We start from the raw sequence: 16,739 nt of genomic DNA, 5'->3' as shown, positions 1-16,739 counted from the left end.
TGACCCGAATCGAGGCCTCCTCTATTGAATTGAACAACTGTTCATATAATCGGCTCTGCCCTGGAGGATCTGCGGGATGTTCAACGCAAGCATGACTTTCGATCTTGGTGAGGACGTGAACGCGCTGCGCGATGTGGTTCACCGCTGGGCGCAGGACCGCGTCAAGCCGATGGCGCAGGAGATCGACCAGAACAACGAATTCCCTGCCGATCTGTGGCAGGAGATGGGCGAGCTGGGCCTGCTCGGCATCACAGTGCCGGAAGAGTTCGGCGGTGCGGGCATGTCCTATCTGGCCCACACTGTCGCGGTGGAGGAAATCGCCCGGGCCTCGGCCTCGGTGTCGCTGTCCTACGGCGCGCATTCCAACCTGTGCGTCAATCAGATCAAGCTGAACGGCAACGCCGAGCAGAAGCAGAAATACCTGCCCCGGCTGATCTCTGGCGAGCACGTTGGCGCGCTGGCGATGTCCGAGGCGGGGGCGGGCTCCGACGTCGTTTCGATGAGCTTGCGCGCCGAAAAGCGTAACGACCACTTCCGCCTGAACGGCAACAAGTACTGGATCACCAACGGCCCCGACGCCGATACGCTGGTGGTCTACGCCAAGACCGATCCTGAGGCTGGCTCCAAGGGCATCACCGCTTTCCTGATCGAAAAGGAGATGAAGGGCTTCTCCACCTCCAAGCATTTCGACAAGCTGGGGATGCGCGGCTCAAACACCGCAGAGCTGGTGTTTGAGGACGTGGAAGTGCCGTTCGAGAACATCTTGGGCGAAGAGGGCAAGGGCGTGCGCGTGCTGATGTCCGGCCTGGATTATGAACGCGTCGTGCTGGCAGGCATCGGCACCGGCATCATGGCGTCCTGCATGGACGAGATGATGCCCTACATGGCGGAGCGCAAGCAGTTCGGCCAGCCGATCGGGAACTTCCAGCTGATGCAGGCCAAGATCGCCGATATGTACACCGCGATGAACTCGGCGCGGGCTTATGTCTATGAGGTCGCCAAGTCCTGCGACAAGGGCACCGTGACGCGCCAGGATGCGGCGGCTTGCTGCCTCTATGCCTCCGAGGTGGCGATGACCCAGGCGCATCAGGCGGTGCAGGCCTTTGGCGGCGCGGGCTACCTGTCCGACAACCCGGTCGGCCGGATCTTCCGCGATGCCAAGCTGATGGAAATCGGCGCCGGCACCAGCGAAATCCGCCGTATGCTGATCGGTCGCGAGCTGATGGGCACCATGTAGAAACGAAAACCCCGCGTCTCCAAGGGAGGCGCGGGGTTTGAAACAAGCCTGGCGGCACGAGGCCAGCCGCCAGACCGGAACCAGACCACTAAGGATCAGAAGCGGTGCACGTAAGCGAGGTTCACGACAACCGGATCAATCTCTGCGGTGCCGATGCTGGCGCCGTTCAGGGTCGCGTCGGTGTCGATGTCCATCCAGCGGACGTTGAACCGCAGCGCGCCATTGTCGGAGATCTGGTAGTCGGCACCGGCGTTGACCGCCACACCAAAGCTGTCGTCAAGGTCGAGCGTGCCAAGCGCGGTTTCTTCCTCAAAGAAGGTGGTGTAGTTCAGGCCGAGACCCAGGAACGGCTTGACCTTGCCGGCGGTCGGGAAGTGATAGTTGACCGACAGGGTCGGCGGCAGCTGCTTGGCGGACGCGGCAAAGGCGCCGTTCAGGCGGATGTCATGCTCAAACGGCGAGGCTGCCAGCAGCTCCACGCCCCAGTTGTCGCGGAAGAAGTATTCAACGGTCAGCGACAGCGCGGTGCCGTCGTCGATATCCGCGGCAGCGCCGACCAGGGTGCCGTTGCCGGATTTCGGGTTCACGTTGGCGATACCAACACCAACGGTCCAGTCGCCTTGCTGCTGAGCCAGCGCGGGCCCGGCCAGGGCGGCCAGGGCAGAAGTCAGTGCCAGAGCGGAAACCATGCGTTTCATCGGGTGCGTCCCTTTTCTTGTGTTTACCCCGCAGTGGTGCCCCAAAGGGAGGCCGGAAACTCTGATCTGGATCAAGGGGCCGATTGCTTTGCCATTGAAAAGCCAGTGAAAAATTGCATGGCTGTCATGCGTTTCGGGAATGTCTAAATATGCATGATAATTGTAACATTCCTGGACTTCGCGCTGATGGCCGCTGGGACCTGCCGGACCGGCTGAATATGGCTGCGCAATGCCTGGCGCAACCGGCTGAGAAGACTGCTCTTATCGACATGACCGGCGTGGCGCGGCGCGATATATCCTACGGCGAGCTCGCGTTGATGACGGATGGGCTGGCCCGCTATTTGCTGGAGCGTATCCAGCCCGGCGACCGGGTCGGGGTGCTGCTCAGCCAGTCGCCTTGGTGCGCGGCGGCGCATCTGGCCATCTGGAAGGCGGGCGGCATCTCGGTGCCCTTGTTCAAACTGTTCAAGCACGACGCGCTGGCGTCCCGCGCCGGCGACGCGGGTGTGCGCTTTGTCTTCACCGATGCCGAGGGCGCCGGCCTTTTGGGAGACCTGGCTGAAGCGGTGATGGCAGCAGAGGCAGGCATTGACGGTGCGCCGGTGCCTTTTGCGGACACGACGCCGGATACCCCTGCCGTTCTGATTTACACCTCCGGCACCACCGGCAGCCCCAAGGGGGCGCTGCACGGCCACCGGGTTTTGACGGGCCACCTGCCGGGGGTTGCCATCAGCCACGACCACCTCGGCCAGCCGGGCGATGTCCTCTGGACCCCGGCCGACTGGGCCTGGATCGGCGGATTGTTCGACGTGCTGATGCCGGGCCTTGCGCTGGGCGTGCCGGTGGTGGCTGCGCGGCTGGACAAATTCACCCCCGAAGCTTGCGCCGATCTGATCGCTAGGGCCGGTGTGCGCAACATCTTCTTCCCGCCAACCGCGCTTCGTATGCTCAAGGCAGCGGGGCAGGGGCTCGACGGCCTGCGCTCGGTTGCCAGCGGCGGAGAGCCCCTGGGCGCCGAAATGCTCGCCTGGGGCCGACGCCGGCTGGGCGTGACCATCAACGAATTCTACGGCCAGACCGAATGCAACATGGTGGCCTCCTCCTGCGCCGCCGGTTTCGAGCCGCGCCCGGGTTGTATCGGCAAGGCGGTGCCAGGGCATGAACTGGCAGTGATCGACGAGGCGGGCAACCCTACAGAAGGCGAGGGCGACGTCGCCATACGCCGCGGCTCGGCCTCGATGCTGCTGGAGTACTGGAACCGGCCCGAAGAGACCGCCGCCAAGTTCCGCGGGGAGTGGCTGGTCACTGGCGATCGCGGCATCTGGGAAGGTGATTACCTGCGCTTTGTCGGCCGCGAGGATGACGTGATCACCTCCGGCGGCTACCGCATCGGACCGGCGGAGATCGAGGATTGCCTGCTGACCCATCCCGCGGTGGCGACGGTGGGCGTGGTCGGCAAGCCCAACTCCCTGCGCACCGAGATCGTAAAGGCCTATGTGGTACTGAAACCCGGTGCCAGCGCCTCCGAGAATGAACTGCAGGACTACGTCAAGGACCGCCTCGCGCATTATTCCTACCCGCGCGAGGTCGCGTTTCTGGACGCGCTGCCGATGACCGTGACCGGCAAGGTGATCCGCAAGGAGCTGAAGGCGCGGGCTGTGGGGGAGGTGAACTGATGAAACAGCCGGTCCTTTCCGTTGTTGCAGCCTGTGCTTGCGCTTTGGGTGCGTCCTTTCCTCTTACTGCGGCAGGTGAGGAGACCCCCGTTTTTGATACAGCTGGTTTTCTTCGCGCTTGCACTAGCTATGTCCCAGACGTCGGCTTTGCGGTTCCCATGGACACTCAATGCGTCTCGCAGGCCGTCCGCATGTGTAACATGAGCCAAGAAAACAAGGCTTTACAGTACTGTGTTAACAGCGCCGCGGCGTGGTTGGAGGCGGATGGAGCGCGCATTGTTACCCAGATGCCCGGCTTCGACAAAAGTGTTCTTGATGGCAACGAGCCTGCAGGTCTGTCCCTGCCCATGCCTGCTTTGGGTGACGCTCCCGATTGTACCAAGATTTCGGACCCCAATTTGCCTTCCGAATTAGTGTGCCGCTATTCGGAGGCACTTTCAGAGTGGCTCAAACTAAGAGTTCTGATGCGCAGAGAGGATATGACCGGGGAAGCAAGCCAATGACCCAAGGTGTTGCATATCCGGCGTACCGTGCCGCAACCGGAATGAAAGACTGTTCCCGTAAAACAGGACACAGCCTAACCCCTACAATGGGAGAGTGGACATGAAACTCACATCCAAGGCGATGCCCTCCTCGGAAGGCTTCAAGCAGAACCGCGAGGCGCATCTGGACGCCCTCGCGCAGATCAGCGAGACGGCGGAGGCCGCGCGCATGGGCGGCGGCGAGAAGTCCCGCGCCCGGCACGAAAGCCGCGGCAAGATGCTGCCGCGCCGCCGGGTGGCGAACCTTTTGGATCCCGGCTCCCCGTTCCTGGAAATCGGCGCCACCGCCGCGCACGCCATGTATGACGGCGCAGCACCCTCGGCGGGCGTGATCGCTGGCATCGGCCGGGTGCACGGGCAGGAGGTCATGGTGGTCTGCAACGACGCCACCGTGAAGGGCGGCACTTATTATCCGATGACCGTCAAGAAACACCTGCGCGCGCAGGAGATTGCCGAGGAAAACCGCCTGCCCTGCATCTACTTGGTGGACTCGGGTGGCGCCAACCTGCCCAACCAGGATGAGGTCTTCCCCGACCGCGACCACTTTGGCCGGATCTTCTACAACCAGGCGCGGATGTCGGCCAAGGGCATCCCGCAGATTGCCGTTGTGATGGGCTCCTGCACCGCAGGCGGCGCCTATGTGCCGGCGATGTCGGATGTCACCATCATCGTGAAGGAGCAGGGCACCATCTTCCTCGCAGGCCCGCCGCTGGTGAAGGCCGCCACGGGCGAAGTGGTCAGCGCCGAGGACCTGGGCGGCGGTGATGTGCATACTCGTCTGTCCGGCGTGGCCGACTACTTGGCCGAGGATGACGCCCACGCGCTGGCGCTGGCCCGCCGTGCGGTGCAGTCGCTGAACATCACCAAGCCGCTGACGGTGAACTGGGCGAGCCCGGAAGAGCCTGCCTATGACCCCGAGGAAATCCTCGGCGTGGTGCCCGGCGACCTGCGCACGCCTTATGATATCCGCGAAGTGATCGCGCGGCTGGTGGACGGCTCCCGTTTCGACGAGTTCAAGCCGCGCTTTGGCGAGACCCTGGTGACCGGCTTTGCCCACCTCAAGGGCTGCCCGATCGGCATCATCGCCAACAACGGCGTGCTGTTCTCGGAAGCCGCCCAGAAAGGCGCGCATTTCGTCGAGCTGTGCAGCCAGCGCAAGATCCCGCTGGTGTTCCTGCAGAACATCACCGGCTTCATGGTCGGCCGCAAATACGAGAACGAGGGCATCGCCCGCCACGGCGCCAAGATGGTGACGGCAGTGGCCACCACCAACGTGCCCAAGGTCACCATGCTGGTCGGCGGCTCCTTCGGCGCGGGCAACTACGGCATGTCGGGCCGCGCCTATCAGCCCCGCTTCCTGTGGACTTGGCCGAACTCCCGCATCTCGGTGATGGGCGGCGAGCAGGCGGCGGGCGTGCTGGCCACCGTCAAACGCGACGCCATCGAGCGCCAGGGCGGCAGCTGGAGCGCCGAGGAAGAGGCCGAATTCAAACGCCCCACCATCGAGATGTTCGAGGAGCAGAGCCACCCGCTTTACGCATCAGCGCGCCTTTGGGACGACGGCATCATCGACCCGCGCAAGAGCCGCGACGTGCTGGCGCTGTCGCTCAGCGCAGCGCTGAACGCGCCGATCGAAGACACGCGCTTCGGCGTCTTCCGGATGTAAGATCCGCTCTTCATCTGGCCAGAAATATCCCCGGGGGTCCGGGGGCAGGCAGCCCCCGGTCCAGAGATCCAGACAAAGGACCAACCCCATGTTTGACAAGATCCTGATTGCCAACCGCGGCGAAATCGCCTGCCGCGTGATGGAAACTGCCCGCACCATGGGCGTGCGCACCGTGGCGGTTTATTCCGACGCCGACGCCGCCGCAAAACACGTGCAGATGGCGGATGAGGCCGTGCATATCGGCGGCCCGGCCCCGGCGGACAGCTACCTGAAAGGGGATGAAATCATCCGGGTGGCGCAGGAAACCGGCGCCCAGGCGATCCACCCGGGCTACGGCTTCCTGTCGGAGAACCCGAAATTCGTCGAGGCGGTGGAGGCCGCGGGGCTTGTGTTCATCGGGCCGTCTGCGGATGCGATCCGCAAGATGGGCCTCAAGGACGCCGCCAAGGCGCTGATGGAAGAGGCCGGCGTTCCGGTGGTGCCCGGCTACCATGGCAGCAACCAGGACCCGGAGTTCCTGGCCGCCGAGGCGGGAAAAATCGGCTACCCGGTGCTGATCAAGGCGGTTGCCGGCGGCGGCGGCAAGGGGATGCGGCTGGTTGAGAAACCGGAAGATTTTTCCGATGGCCTGAAAAGCGCGCAGGGCGAGGCAACCACGGCCTTTGGCAATCCCGACGTTCTGATCGAGAAATACATCCAGCAGCCCCGTCATATCGAGGTTCAGGTCTTTGGCGACGGCGAAAAGGCGGTGCATCTGTTCGAGCGCGATTGCTCGCTGCAGCGGCGCCACCAGAAGGTGATCGAAGAGGCTCCGGCGCCCGGCATGACCCCGGAGATGCGCGAGGCGATGGGCCAGGCCGGCGTGCGCGCGGCTGAAGCGATCGGCTATAAGGGCGCAGGCACGGTTGAGTTCATCGTCGACGGCTCTGACGGGCTGCGCCCGGATGGCTTCTGGTTCATGGAAATGAACACCCGCCTGCAGGTGGAACACCCCGTGACCGAGCTGATCACTGGCGTCGATCTGGTGGAATGGCAGCTGCGTGTGGCCTCGGGCGAAAGCCTGCCTGCCAAGCAGGAAGACCTTACCATTACCGGCCACGCTTTTGAGGCACGGCTTTATGCAGAGGACGTGCCCAAGGGCTTCCTGCCCGCAACCGGCACGCTGACGCATCTGTCCTTCCCGGCAGAGGCCCGCGCCGACAGCGGTGTGCGGGCGGGGGACACCATCAGCCCCTGGTACGATCCGATGATCTCCAAGGTGATCGTGCATGGCTCCACCCGCAAGGTGGCGCTGTCGCGGCTGGCGCGCGCGCTGGAGGACACCGAGGTCGGCGGAACCGTCACCAACCTGGCGTTCCTTGGCGCGCTTGCGGCGCACGAAGGGTTTGCCAACGGCGACGTGGACACCGGCCTGATCTCCCGCGATCTGGACGCTTTGGTGGCCGCGCCGGAGGTCGAGCTGCGCCACAAGGCTGCGGCCGGCATGGTGGCGCTGGAACTGGTAGACGCAGCGCCGCACACCGGCTTCAGCCTGTGGGCGCCGCTGCACCGGGCCGTGACCCTGACCCATGCAGGTGAAGAGTTCACCGCCGATGTGCAGGTGGACGGGCCGGACCGGCAGCTGTGGACCATTGATGGCGACACCGTCGTGGCCGAGCGCAGCCAGGGCCAGTGGCGTATCGGCGAGCGCCGGATGCCGACGGTTTCGCAGTCCGGCTCTCTGATCACTGTGCATGATGCCTATGGTCTGGAATTCACCGTGGTGGACCCGCTGGACCGCGCTGCCGCCGCGGGCGGTGACATGAATGTGGTCGAGGCGCCGATGCCGGGCCTGGTCAAGGCGGTGTTCGCCGAAGCGGGCCAGGCGGTGAAGGAAGGCGACCGTCTTGCGGTCCTGGAAGCCATGAAGATGGAGCACTCGCTGCTGGCCGCCCGCGATGGGATTGTGGCCGAAGTGCTGGCCTCTGCCGGTGATCAGGTCGAGGCCGGCGCCGCGCTGGTGCGGCTGGAAGAAGAAGACAGCTGATCCAAGCCCGGGGCGGCGCGTTTGCCGCCCCCGCTGCAGTTTGAGTATTTTTGGAAAGATGAAGCCGGGAGGGCGTTCCATGAGCGAGTTTGTCGAGATCTTCGAGGTCGGCCCGCGCGACGGGCTGCAGAACGAAAAACGGGAGATCCCGGTTGCGGAGAAGGTGGCGCTGACCGACTGCCTCAGCCGCGCCGGGTTCAAGCGCATTGAGGTGGCAAGCTTTGTTTCGCCCAAATGGGTGCCTCAGATGGCTGGTTCGGGTGAAGTGCTGGCGGGCATCTCCCGTGCCGAGGGAGTCCGCTATGCAGCCCTGACCCCCAACATGCGCGGGTTTGAGGATGCAGTGGCGGCCAAGGCGGATGAGATTGCGGTCTTCGCCTCGGCCTCCGAAGGGTTTTCCAAGGCGAATATCAACGCCACCATCGAGGAAAGCATCACCCGCTTTCTGCCTATTCTGGACGCGGCAAAGGATATCGGGCTGCCGGTGCGCGGCTATGTGTCCTGCGTGACGGACTGCCCTTTTGACGGGCCGACCCCGCCGCAAAAGGTGGCGGAGGTGGCCGGGCGATTGTTCGAGCTGGGCTGCTACGAGATTTCGCTGGGCGACACCATCGGGCAGGGCACACCAGAGACGATCTCGGCGATGCTGCAAGCGGTGGTTCAGCAGGTGCCGGCAGGGCGGCTTGCGGGTCACTATCACGACACTGCGGGCCGGGCGCTAGCCAATATCGAGGCCTCGCTGGACTTGGGCGTGCGGGTGTTCGATGCCGCCGTGGGCGGCCTTGGCGGCTGCCCCTATGCGCCGGGGGCCGCGGGCAATGTGGCCACCGAAGCAGTGCACAAGCGCCTGACGGAGCTGGGCTATGACACCGGGCTGGACGCGGATGTGCTGGCCGAGGCCGCCGCGATGGCCCGCGCCATGCGCGGCCTGCAGTAAGATTTCAGCGGAGAATCAAGATGTTTGAAACGATCACCCTGGACACCGACGACCGCGGCGTCTGCACCCTGACCCTGAACCGCCCGGACAAGCACAACGCGATGTCGGGCCAGATGCTGCAGGAGCTGACGCTGGCGGCCAAGCGGCTGGCGACGGACGAAACTGTCCGCGTGGTGGTGCTGACCGGCGCGGGCAAGAGCTTTTGCGCGGGCGGTGACCTGGGCTGGATGCGCCAGCAGATGGACGCGGATGCCGAAACCCGGGGCCGCGAGGCGCGGGTGCTGGCGGAAATGCTGATGGCGCTCAACACCCTGCCCAAGCCGGTGATCGGGGCGCTGCAGGGCAATGCCTTTGGCGGCGGCGTCGGCATGGCCTCGGTCTGCGACGTGGCAATCGGTGCGGACCATCTGAAGATGGGCCTGACCGAGACCAAGCTGGGGCTGATTCCCGCCACCATCGGACCCTACGTGATTGCCCGGATGGGCGAGGCCAAGGCGCGCCGGGTGTTCATGTCGGCGCGGCTGTTTGGCGCGGATGAGGCCGTGGAGCTTGGCCTGCTGGCCAAAGCGGTTCCGGCGGACCAGCTGGCCGAGGCGGTTGAGGCGGAGGTTTCGCCCTATCTCAACTGTGCGCCGGGGGCCGTGGCCGCGGCCAAGCAGCTGGCCCGTGACCTGGGGCCGAGGCTGGATGACGCTGTGATCGACCACACAATTGAGGCGCTTGTCGAGCGCTGGGAAGGGGAGGAGGCGCGCGAAGGCATCAGCGCCTTTTTCGAGAAGCGCAAGCCCGGCTGGCAGGTCTGAGAAACCGGTATTCCCGACTCACTTTTGAAAGGCGGCTGCAGCTTTCGTTGCGGCCGCTTTTCTTATGAAATCACTAAGAGATTACAGACCTGTTGCGGCAGTGCTTTTTCCTGTCACAAACCCCCGTTGTTTAACCTTGCCTTAGTTGACGCTGTAGGGGCGGAGGGGTAGACACACTCCAAATCAACACGCCAATTGACGTCGCGCGGGAAACCGCCGGGGAAAGGAGCTGCTCTTGGAAGAGATGTTGAGGGAATACCTGCCGATCCTGGTCTTCCTGGCCGTCGCGGCAGGTTTGGGGATTGTCCTCATCCTGGCAGCCGTTGTGCTGGCGGTCCGCAATCCGGACCCGGAGAAGGTCAGCGCCTATGAATGCGGTTTCAACGCTTTCGACGACGCCCGAATGAAATTCGATGTCCGGTTTTACCTGGTGTCGATTCTCTTCATCATTTTTGACCTGGAAATCGCTTTCCTGTTTCCCTGGGCCGTCGGTTTCAAGGACATCAGCGACACCGGCTTCTGGTCGATGATGGTGTTCCTGGGCGTGCTGACCATCGGATTCGCCTATGAGTGGAAGAAAGGGGCCCTGGAATGGCAGTGATGACCGGACCCAACACCGCCGGTGTGGACAAGGAAGTTGTCACCCGGGCCCTGAATGCCGAGCTTCAGGACAAGGGCTTTCTGCTCACCTCGGCCGAGGACATCATCAACTGGGCGCGCACAGGTTCGCTGCACTGGATGACTTTCGGTCTGGCGTGCTGCGCGGTTGAGATGATGCACACCTCGATGCCGCGCTATGACGCCGAACGCTTCGGCATCGCGCCGCGCGCCTCCCCGCGCCAGTCGGACGTGATGATCGTGGCGGGCACTCTTACCAACAAGATGGCGCCGGCGCTGCGCAAGGTCTACGACCAGATGCCCGAGCCGCGCTATGTGATCTCGATGGGCTCCTGCGCCAATGGCGGCGGCTATTACCACTACAGCTATTCCGTGGTGCGCGGCTGCGACCGGGTTGTGCCGGTTGACGTCTATGTGCCGGGCTGCCCGCCAACGGCTGAGGCGCTGCTTTATGGCCTGATGCAGCTGCAGCGCAAGATCCGCCGCACCGGCACCCTGGTGCGCTAAGGAAGGGCGGAACAGATATGACTGAAGCACTGACAGAGCTTGGCGCCCAGATCGAAGCGAAACGCCCCGATTGCGTGGTGGCCTGGGAAGTGTCCTTTGGCGAGCTGAACATCGACGTGACGCCCTCCAACATCGCCGGTTTGGTGGAATTCCTGAAATCGGACCCGAACTGCAAGTTTTCAACCCTGGTGGACATCACCGCGGTGGATTACCCCGAGCGCGGCAAGCGGTTCGACGTTGTCTACCACTTCCTGTCGATGTACCGGAACCAGCGCATCCGCCTGCGCGCCGCTGTGCGCGAGGATGAGATGGTGCCCTCGATCGTGAACGTGCACCCTTCAGCCAATTGGTTCGAGCGCGAAGTCTACGACATGTTCGGTATCCTGTTCTCGGGCCATCCGGACCTGCGCCGGCTGCTGACCGACTACGGCTTCCGCGGCTACCCGCTGCGCAAGGATTTCCCGACCACCGGCTATACCGAGGTCCGCTATGACGACGCGCAGAAGCGCGTGGTCTATGAGCCGGTGAAACTGGTGCAGGAATACCGCCAGTTTGATTTCATGTCCCCGTGGGAAGGTGCCGAATACATCCTGCCCGGAGACGAGAAGGAGGGGGCGCAATGATGGACGGCTCCAAATTTGACGCCAAGTATGACGACGGCAGCGTCGACGCTCTGAGCGGCGAGCAGAAGATCCGCAACTTCAACATTAACTTCGGCCCGCAGCACCCTGCGGCGCATGGTGTTTTGCGTCTGGTGCTCGAACTCGACGGCGAGATTGTTGAGCGTTGCGATCCGCATATCGGCCTGCTGCACCGCGGCACCGAAAAGCTGATGGAGAGCCGAACCTACCTGCAGAACCTGCCGTATTTCGACCGCCTCGATTACGTGGCGCCGATGAACCAGGAACATGCCTGGTGCCTGGCCATCGAAAAGCTGACCGGCACCGTGGTGCCGCGCCGCGGCCAGCTGATCCGTGTGCTCTACTCGGAAATCGGCCGGGTGCTGAACCACCTCCTCAACGTCACCACGCAGGCGATGGACGTCGGCGCGCTGACCCCGCCGCTGTGGGGTTTTGAAGAGCGCGAAAAACTGATGATCTTCTACGAGCGGGCCTGCGGCGCGCGCCTGCACGCGGCCTACTTCCGCCCCGGCGGCGTGCATCAGGACCTGCCGGATGAGCTGCTCGATGATATCGACCTTTGGGCGATGGAATTCCCCAAGGTGCTGGACGATATCGACGGCCTGCTGACCGAAAACCGGATCTTTAAGCAGCGCAACTGCGACATCGGTGTGGTGACCGAGGAGGACATTCAGCAGTACGGGTTCTCCGGCGTCATGGTGCGCGGCTCCGGCCTCGCCTGGGATCTGCGCCGGGCGCAGCCCTATGAATGCTATGACGAGTTCGAATTCCAGGTGCCGATCGGCAAGAACGGCGACTGCTACGACCGCTACCTCTGCCGGATGGAAGAGATGCGCCAGTCGACCTCGATCATCCGCCAGGCGATTGCCAAGCTGCGCGAAGCCACCGGCGACGTGCTGGCCCGCGGCAAGCTGACCCCGCCCAAGCGCACCGACATGAAGACCTCGATGGAAAGCCTGATCCATCATTTCAAGCTGTACACCGAAGGCTTCCACGTGCCCGCAGGCGAGGTCTACGCCGCCGTCGAGGCGCCCAAGGGCGAGTTCGGCGTCTACCTGGTGGCGGATGGGACCAACAAACCCTACCGCTCCAAGATCCGCGCGCCGGGCTTTCTGCACCTGCAGGCGATGGACCACGTTGCCAAGGGCCACCAGCTGGCCGACGTCGCCGCCATCATCGGCACCATGGACGTCGTGTTCGGGGAGATCGACCGCTAATGATTAACAATATTGGGCTTCCAGGCTTGGTCTTTCTGCTCTCTGTGTTCGGTGGTGATCCAATTTCTGCCGGGATCGGCATGTCCATTGTGTCGCTGGATGCGGCCTATGTAGCCAGCTTGGGAAGGTATTAAATGCTTCGCCGTCTGCATTCCGAACAACCCGCGAGCTTTGCCTTCACCCCGGCCAACCAGGCCTGGGCCGAGGCGCAAATCACCAAATATCCTGAGGGCCGCCAGGCCTCGGCGGTCATTCCGCTTTTGTGGCGTGCGCAAGAGCAGGAAGGCTGGGTCTCCAAACCCGCGATCGAAGCTATCGCCGATATGCTCGGAATGGCTTATATCCGGGTGCTGGAGGTTGCCTCCTTCTACTTCATGTTCCAGCTGCAACCGACTGGTTCCGTTGCCCATGTTCAGATCTGCGGCACCACCTCCTGCATGATCTGCGGCGCAGAGGACCTGATCGTCGTCTGCCAGGAGAAGATCGCCAACAAGCCGTTCACTCTGTCGGCGGATGGCAAGTTCACATGGGAAGAGGTTGAGTGCCTGGGTGCCTGCACAAACGCCCCGATGGCGCAGATCGGCAAGGACTATTACGAGGATCTGACGGCAGAAGGCTTTGCCAAGCTGCTTGACGATCTGGCTGCCGGAAATCTGGTGGCGCCGGGTCCGCAGAACGGCCGTTACGCGGCTGAGCCGAAGTCCGGCCTCACCTCGCTGACCGACTTCGACAGCGGCAAGACGCAGTACAATGCGAGCGTGCAGCTGGCGATGGACGTCAAGGACGGCATCAAACGCATTCAGGGCGATGAAGTGCCGCTGCTGACCCCGTGGATCGGCAAGGATGGTGTCGTCGCCGGCCGTGCGGTCGAAGGCCAGCCGCCGAAGGCTCCGGAAGCCCCGGTTCCCGCAGCCAAGCAAGCGGAAGCGGTCAAGTCGGCGCCGGTGAAGAAGTCCGATGCGGTGGAACCTGCCTCGCCTGAGGGCGCTGCGGCAAAAGCAACTGAGGAAAGCCAGCCGGAGCTTCTGAAGGAAGCCCGTGGCGGGCTGGCCGATGACCTCAAGCTGCTGAAAGGGGTTGGTCCCAAGCTGGAGGCAAAGCTGAACGAACTCGGCTTCTTCCACTTCGACCAGATCGCAGACTGGACCGAGGAAGAGATCGCCTGGGTCAATTCCCGTCTTAAGTTCCGGGGCCGGATCTCCCGCGATGGCTGGGTCGAGCAGGCGAAACGGCTGCAAGTGGGTGATGAGACCGAGTTCGCCCGGCGTGCCAAAGAAGAGCACATCTACGACGACGACGAATAATCAGGCCGCGGCCCCTTGGGGCCGGGTTTGGGTGATAGGAAACAGATGACCAAGGAACAGGACCAGGCCATTGCAGCAAAGGGCCGGCACATCGCGCTTGTGATTGCCGGGACCATTTCGCTGTGGATCGTGCTGTCGCTGTTCATCGGCCCGATGATGGGGCTGCCGGGGCGCTATGCGCTGCTGTTCGACTTCGCCGCGCTGGCGGGCATGATCTATGCCCTGGTCAACATATTTCAACTCTGGCGCATGCGCCGGGACAGCCAAAGGTAGGCACACATGCTGAAGGATCAGGACCGGATCTTTACCAACCTTTACGGGATGCACGAGCGCACGCTGGCGGGCGCCAAGGCGCGCGGCCATTGGGATGGCACCGCGGGTCTGATCCAAAAGGGCCGCGACTGGATTATTCAGACGATGAAAGACAGCGGTCTGCGCGGCCGCGGCGGCGCGGGCTTCCCGACCGGTCTCAAGTGGTCCTTCATGCCCAAGGAAAGCGACGGCCGCCCGGCGTATCTGGTTGTAAACGCTGATGAATCCGAGCCCGGCACCTGCAAGGACCGCGAAATCATGCGCCACGATCCGCACACGCTGATCGAGGGCTGCCTGATCGCTTCCTTCGCGATGAACGCGCACACCTGCTATATCTACCTGCGCGGCGAATACATCCGCGAGCGCGAGGCGCTGCAGGCGGCAATCGACGAAGCCTACGACCAGGGCCTCCTCGGCAAGAACGCGGCCGGGTCCGGCTGGGATTTCGACATCTTCCTGCACCACGGGGCAGGGGCCTATATCTGCGGCGAGGAAACCGCCCTGATCGAAAGCCTCGAAGGCAAGAAGGGTATGCCCCGGATGAAGCCGCCGTTCCCGGCGGGCGCGGGTCTTTATGGCTGCCCGACCACCGTGAACAACGTGGAATCCATCGCCGTTGTGCCCACCATCCTGCGCCGCGGCGCCGACTGGTTCGCAGGCTTCGGCCGCCAGAATAATGCGGGCACCAAGCTGTTTGCGATCTCCGGCCACGTCAACAACCCCTGCGTGGTTGAAGAGGCGATGTCGATCTCCTTTGAGGAGCTGATCGAGAAGCATTGCGGCGGCATCCGCGGCGGCTGGGACAACCTGCTGGCGGTGATCCCCGGCGGCTCCTCCGTGCCGTGCGTGCGCGGCGAGAATATGCGCGATGCGATCATGGACTTCGACTACCTGCGCGGCGAGCTGGGCTCCGGCCTCGGCACCGCGGCGGTGATCGTGATGGACAAACAGACCGACATCATCAAGGCGATCTGGCGGCTGTCCAAGTTCTACAAGCACGAAAGCTGCGGCCAGTGCACGCCCTGCCGTGAAGGCACCGGCTGGATGATGCGCGTCATGGAACGCCTGGTGAAGGGCGAGGCCGAGCTGGAAGAAATCGACATGCTGTGGGACGTGACCAAACAGGTCGAAGGCCACACCATCTGCGCCCTTGGCGACGCGGCGGCCTGGCCGATCCAGGGCCTGATCAAGAACTTCCGCGAGGAAATCGAGGACCGCATCAAGGCGCAGAAATCGGGCCGCATGGGCGCGATGGCGGCGGAGTAACCCTTGATGGAAGCTTTCGCCGCATATTCCCACGCCTTGGCCGCGCTGGTGATCTTTACCTTGATCATCCTGGCGCTCTCGCCGTTTTCGGCGCTGGCCAAGCAGAAGGCGGGCCTCGCTCCGGGCGCCACGCCGGATGAGGACTATGCGGTCAAAGCCTACCGTCTGAACCGGGCCTATCTGAACGGCTGCGAGACGCTGCCGGCCTTCCTGACCGTGACACTGGCGGCCATTCTGGCCGGTGCGGCGCCGTTCTGGGTGAACCTGCTGGCCTCATTGGCGCTGGCGGCCCGGGTGATCATGATCGTCATCCACCTGCGCGGGAGCGGCAAACCGCATGGCGGGCTGCGGTCGGTATTTTACGTGATTGGCTGGGCCTGCATGGGCGGCCTGGCACTTATGACATTGGCGGCAGTATTTTGAGCATTCTTAAGACATACCGGATGGCGGTGCCGACGGCCTGCCTTGCAGCGGCAGCGCTGCTGACGGCCTGCGGCACCACGGCCAGCAACAACCGCGTGCTGTATGACGGCGTACCTTTCAAGGCCAAGGCCAAACCCGTCGACAAGAAGACTGACCCGGCCGTGTTCTATGTCGAAATCAAGGGCGCGGACCGCTCCGTCAGTGGCGCGCGCGAGGCGGCACACCATGCCGGGACGAAATACTGCGTGGTCACCTATGGCTCGTCCAAGATCGCTTGGGCAACCGACCCGAGGGATGAGACCGCGCCGCTGACCCTGACCGACGGCCGCGCAACCTTTCAGGGAACCTGCACCCCGTGAGCGGATTTCCGGCATATCAGGGCCGAAAGGCCGGGCTGCTATTGCATAGCAGCGTCTCGCGCCTGCGCATGGGGGCTTCGAAACTGAAGGAGTCTCTTGCCATGCGTGCCTTGATTGCCGTTGTCCTGACCACTGCTGTTGCCCTGCCTGCCGCGGCGCTGGCCAAACCGTCGCTTCGCGACGTGCAGGAAATCGAAGACCCGCTGTTTGCCGTCGCTGTGGCCAAGGAAGTCTCGGACTATTGTGACGAAATCTCCCCCCGCTACCTGAAAGGGCTGGGCGAGTTGCGCCGGCTCAAAGCGCGGGCAAATGCGCTGGGGTACTCGGACGCGGAAATCCGCGATTACATCGAATCTGATGCCGAAAAGGACCGGATGCGTGCCAAGGGAGAGAAGCTCCTGGCGCAAAACGGCGTGGACTACGGCAAACCGGAAACCTTCTGCGCCTATGGCCGCGCGGAAATCGAAAAGAACAGCGCGATCGGCGTGTTACTGAGGGCGAAATAGA

The 16,739-nt window shown here is 63.5% G+C and carries 18 protein-coding genes; 17 read left to right on the top strand and 1 reads right to left on the bottom strand.

From position 1 onward, the window contains the following. Positions 1-76: 76 nt before the first annotated feature. Entirely contained in the window at positions 77-1,237 is a 1,161-nt protein-coding gene (locus tag ACXAED_RS20755) for an isovaleryl-CoA dehydrogenase (RefSeq protein WP_475052958.1), read from the top strand. A 95-nt stretch (positions 1,238-1,332) separates the two neighbouring features. Here ACXAED_RS20755 and ACXAED_RS20750 read toward each other — a convergent pair whose 3' ends face one another. Continuing rightward, the gene (locus ACXAED_RS20750; RefSeq protein ID WP_475052956.1) at positions 1,333-1,935 is read right to left on the bottom strand and encodes an OmpW/AlkL family protein; all 603 of its coding nucleotides are present in this window, start codon (positions 1,933-1,935) and stop codon (positions 1,333-1,335) included. 149 nt (positions 1,936-2,084) lie between these two features. On the opposite strand from ACXAED_RS20750, the gene ACXAED_RS20745 reads away from it, so the two are divergent. The 16 genes from ACXAED_RS20745 to ACXAED_RS20670 all read left to right on the top strand — a co-directional run bounded on the left by ACXAED_RS20745 (position 2,085) and on the right by ACXAED_RS20670 (position 16,738). Further along, on the top strand, positions 2,085-3,611 hold the full coding sequence (locus ACXAED_RS20745; RefSeq protein ID WP_475052953.1) for an AMP-binding protein: 1,527 nt from the start codon (positions 2,085-2,087) through the stop codon (positions 3,609-3,611). Next, a complete protein-coding gene (locus ACXAED_RS20740) occupies positions 3,611-4,114 on the top strand; it encodes a hypothetical protein (protein WP_475052951.1) in 504 nt (167 codons plus the stop codon). Before ACXAED_RS20745 ends, ACXAED_RS20740 begins: the two co-directional genes overlap by 1 nt. A gap of 100 nt (positions 4,115-4,214) precedes the next feature. Beyond that, on the top strand, positions 4,215-5,819 hold the full coding sequence (locus ACXAED_RS20735; protein WP_475052950.1) for a carboxyl transferase domain-containing protein: 1,605 nt from the start codon (positions 4,215-4,217) through the stop codon (positions 5,817-5,819). Between the two features lie 88 nt (positions 5,820-5,907). Further along, positions 5,908-7,845: an acetyl/propionyl/methylcrotonyl-CoA carboxylase subunit alpha gene (locus ACXAED_RS20730; protein ID WP_475052949.1), complete on the top strand. Its 1,938-nt coding sequence runs from the start codon at positions 5,908-5,910 to the stop codon at positions 7,843-7,845. 79 nt (positions 7,846-7,924) lie between these two features. Further along, positions 7,925-8,782, top strand: coding sequence for a hydroxymethylglutaryl-CoA lyase (locus tag ACXAED_RS20725; RefSeq protein ID WP_475052947.1), 858 nt, complete (start codon positions 7,925-7,927; stop codon positions 8,780-8,782). A gap of 20 nt (positions 8,783-8,802) precedes the next feature. After that, positions 8,803-9,585, top strand: coding sequence for a crotonase/enoyl-CoA hydratase family protein (locus ACXAED_RS20720; protein ID WP_475052946.1), 783 nt, complete (start codon positions 8,803-8,805; stop codon positions 9,583-9,585). A 235-nt stretch (positions 9,586-9,820) separates the two neighbouring features. Beyond that, positions 9,821-10,186: an NADH-quinone oxidoreductase subunit A gene (locus ACXAED_RS20715; RefSeq protein WP_024090668.1), complete on the top strand. Its 366-nt coding sequence runs from the start codon at positions 9,821-9,823 to the stop codon at positions 10,184-10,186. Continuing rightward, positions 10,177-10,710: a NuoB/complex I 20 kDa subunit family protein gene (locus ACXAED_RS20710; protein ID WP_421053476.1), complete on the top strand. Its 534-nt coding sequence runs from the start codon at positions 10,177-10,179 to the stop codon at positions 10,708-10,710. Before ACXAED_RS20715 ends, ACXAED_RS20710 begins: the two co-directional genes overlap by 10 nt. A 17-nt stretch (positions 10,711-10,727) precedes the next feature. After that, complete coding sequence (locus ACXAED_RS20705; protein ID WP_475052944.1) at positions 10,728-11,333, top strand: NADH-quinone oxidoreductase subunit C; 606 nt, start codon at positions 10,728-10,730, stop codon at positions 11,331-11,333. Continuing rightward, positions 11,333-12,568 carry an NADH-quinone oxidoreductase subunit D gene (locus tag ACXAED_RS20700; RefSeq protein ID WP_475053170.1) on the top strand — a complete coding sequence of 412 codons (1,236 nt, stop codon included), beginning with the start codon at positions 11,333-11,335 and terminating at the stop codon, positions 12,566-12,568. Before ACXAED_RS20705 ends, ACXAED_RS20700 begins: the two co-directional genes overlap by 1 nt. A gap of 134 nt (positions 12,569-12,702) precedes the next feature. Next, positions 12,703-13,872 carry an NADH-quinone oxidoreductase subunit E gene (locus ACXAED_RS20695; protein WP_475052943.1) on the top strand — a complete coding sequence of 390 codons (1,170 nt, stop codon included), beginning with the start codon at positions 12,703-12,705 and terminating at the stop codon, positions 13,870-13,872. 45 nt (positions 13,873-13,917) lie between these two features. Next, on the top strand, positions 13,918-14,145 hold the full coding sequence (locus tag ACXAED_RS20690) for a DUF5337 domain-containing protein (RefSeq protein ID WP_421053480.1): 228 nt from the start codon (positions 13,918-13,920) through the stop codon (positions 14,143-14,145). A 6-nt stretch (positions 14,146-14,151) separates the two neighbouring features. Continuing rightward, positions 14,152-15,450, top strand: coding sequence for an NADH-quinone oxidoreductase subunit NuoF (gene nuoF, locus ACXAED_RS20685; protein ID WP_475052942.1), 1,299 nt, complete (start codon positions 14,152-14,154; stop codon positions 15,448-15,450). Positions 15,451-15,456: 6 nt separating this feature from the next. Continuing rightward, a complete protein-coding gene (locus tag ACXAED_RS20680; protein ID WP_475052941.1) occupies positions 15,457-15,873 on the top strand; it encodes an MAPEG family protein in 417 nt (138 codons plus the stop codon). Then, positions 15,870-16,232 carry a hypothetical protein gene (locus ACXAED_RS20675; RefSeq protein WP_475052938.1) on the top strand — a complete coding sequence of 121 codons (363 nt, stop codon included), beginning with the start codon at positions 15,870-15,872 and terminating at the stop codon, positions 16,230-16,232. The genes ACXAED_RS20680 and ACXAED_RS20675 overlap by 4 nt, the downstream gene beginning before the upstream one ends. A 101-nt stretch (positions 16,233-16,333) precedes the next feature. Further along, entirely contained in the window at positions 16,334-16,738 is a 405-nt protein-coding gene (locus ACXAED_RS20670) for a DUF5333 domain-containing protein (RefSeq protein WP_475052935.1), read from the top strand. Position 16,739: the final 1 nt, after the last annotated feature.

This window comes from Leisingera sp. ABM4_103 (assembly GCF_056158685.1).
Note: the sequence above shows the minus strand (reverse complement) of the source record. Positions and strands in the feature narration are given on the sequence as shown.

Excerpts from the sequence above, each read along its gene's own strand:
- nuoF (WP_475052942.1), top strand. The coding sequence starts at position 14,152 with ATGCTGAAGGATCAGGACCGGATCTTTACCAACCTTTACGGGATGCAC.
- ACXAED_RS20700 (WP_475053170.1), top strand. The coding sequence starts at position 11,333 with ATGGACGGCTCCAAATTTGACGCCAAGTATGACGACGGCAGCGTCGAC.
- ACXAED_RS20755 (WP_475052958.1), top strand. The coding sequence starts at position 77 with ATGTTCAACGCAAGCATGACTTTCGATCTTGGTGAGGACGTGAACGCG.
- ACXAED_RS20750 (WP_475052956.1), bottom strand. The coding sequence starts at position 1,935 with ATGAAACGCATGGTTTCCGCTCTGGCACTGACTTCTGCCCTGGCCGCC.
- ACXAED_RS20740 (WP_475052951.1), top strand. The coding sequence starts at position 3,611 with ATGAAACAGCCGGTCCTTTCCGTTGTTGCAGCCTGTGCTTGCGCTTTG.
- ACXAED_RS20745 (WP_475052953.1), top strand. The coding sequence starts at position 2,085 with ATGCATGATAATTGTAACATTCCTGGACTTCGCGCTGATGGCCGCTGG.
- ACXAED_RS20690 (WP_421053480.1), top strand. The coding sequence starts at position 13,918 with ATGACCAAGGAACAGGACCAGGCCATTGCAGCAAAGGGCCGGCACATC.
- ACXAED_RS20670 (WP_475052935.1), top strand. The coding sequence starts at position 16,334 with ATGCGTGCCTTGATTGCCGTTGTCCTGACCACTGCTGTTGCCCTGCCT.
- ACXAED_RS20695 (WP_475052943.1), top strand. The coding sequence starts at position 12,703 with ATGCTTCGCCGTCTGCATTCCGAACAACCCGCGAGCTTTGCCTTCACC.
- ACXAED_RS20735 (WP_475052950.1), top strand. The coding sequence starts at position 4,215 with ATGAAACTCACATCCAAGGCGATGCCCTCCTCGGAAGGCTTCAAGCAG.
- ACXAED_RS20720 (WP_475052946.1), top strand. The coding sequence starts at position 8,803 with ATGTTTGAAACGATCACCCTGGACACCGACGACCGCGGCGTCTGCACC.
- ACXAED_RS20725 (WP_475052947.1), top strand. The coding sequence starts at position 7,925 with ATGAGCGAGTTTGTCGAGATCTTCGAGGTCGGCCCGCGCGACGGGCTG.
- ACXAED_RS20705 (WP_475052944.1), top strand. The coding sequence starts at position 10,728 with ATGACTGAAGCACTGACAGAGCTTGGCGCCCAGATCGAAGCGAAACGC.
- ACXAED_RS20710 (WP_421053476.1), top strand. The coding sequence starts at position 10,177 with ATGGCAGTGATGACCGGACCCAACACCGCCGGTGTGGACAAGGAAGTT.
- ACXAED_RS20680 (WP_475052941.1), top strand. The coding sequence starts at position 15,457 with ATGGAAGCTTTCGCCGCATATTCCCACGCCTTGGCCGCGCTGGTGATC.
- ACXAED_RS20730 (WP_475052949.1), top strand. The coding sequence starts at position 5,908 with ATGTTTGACAAGATCCTGATTGCCAACCGCGGCGAAATCGCCTGCCGC.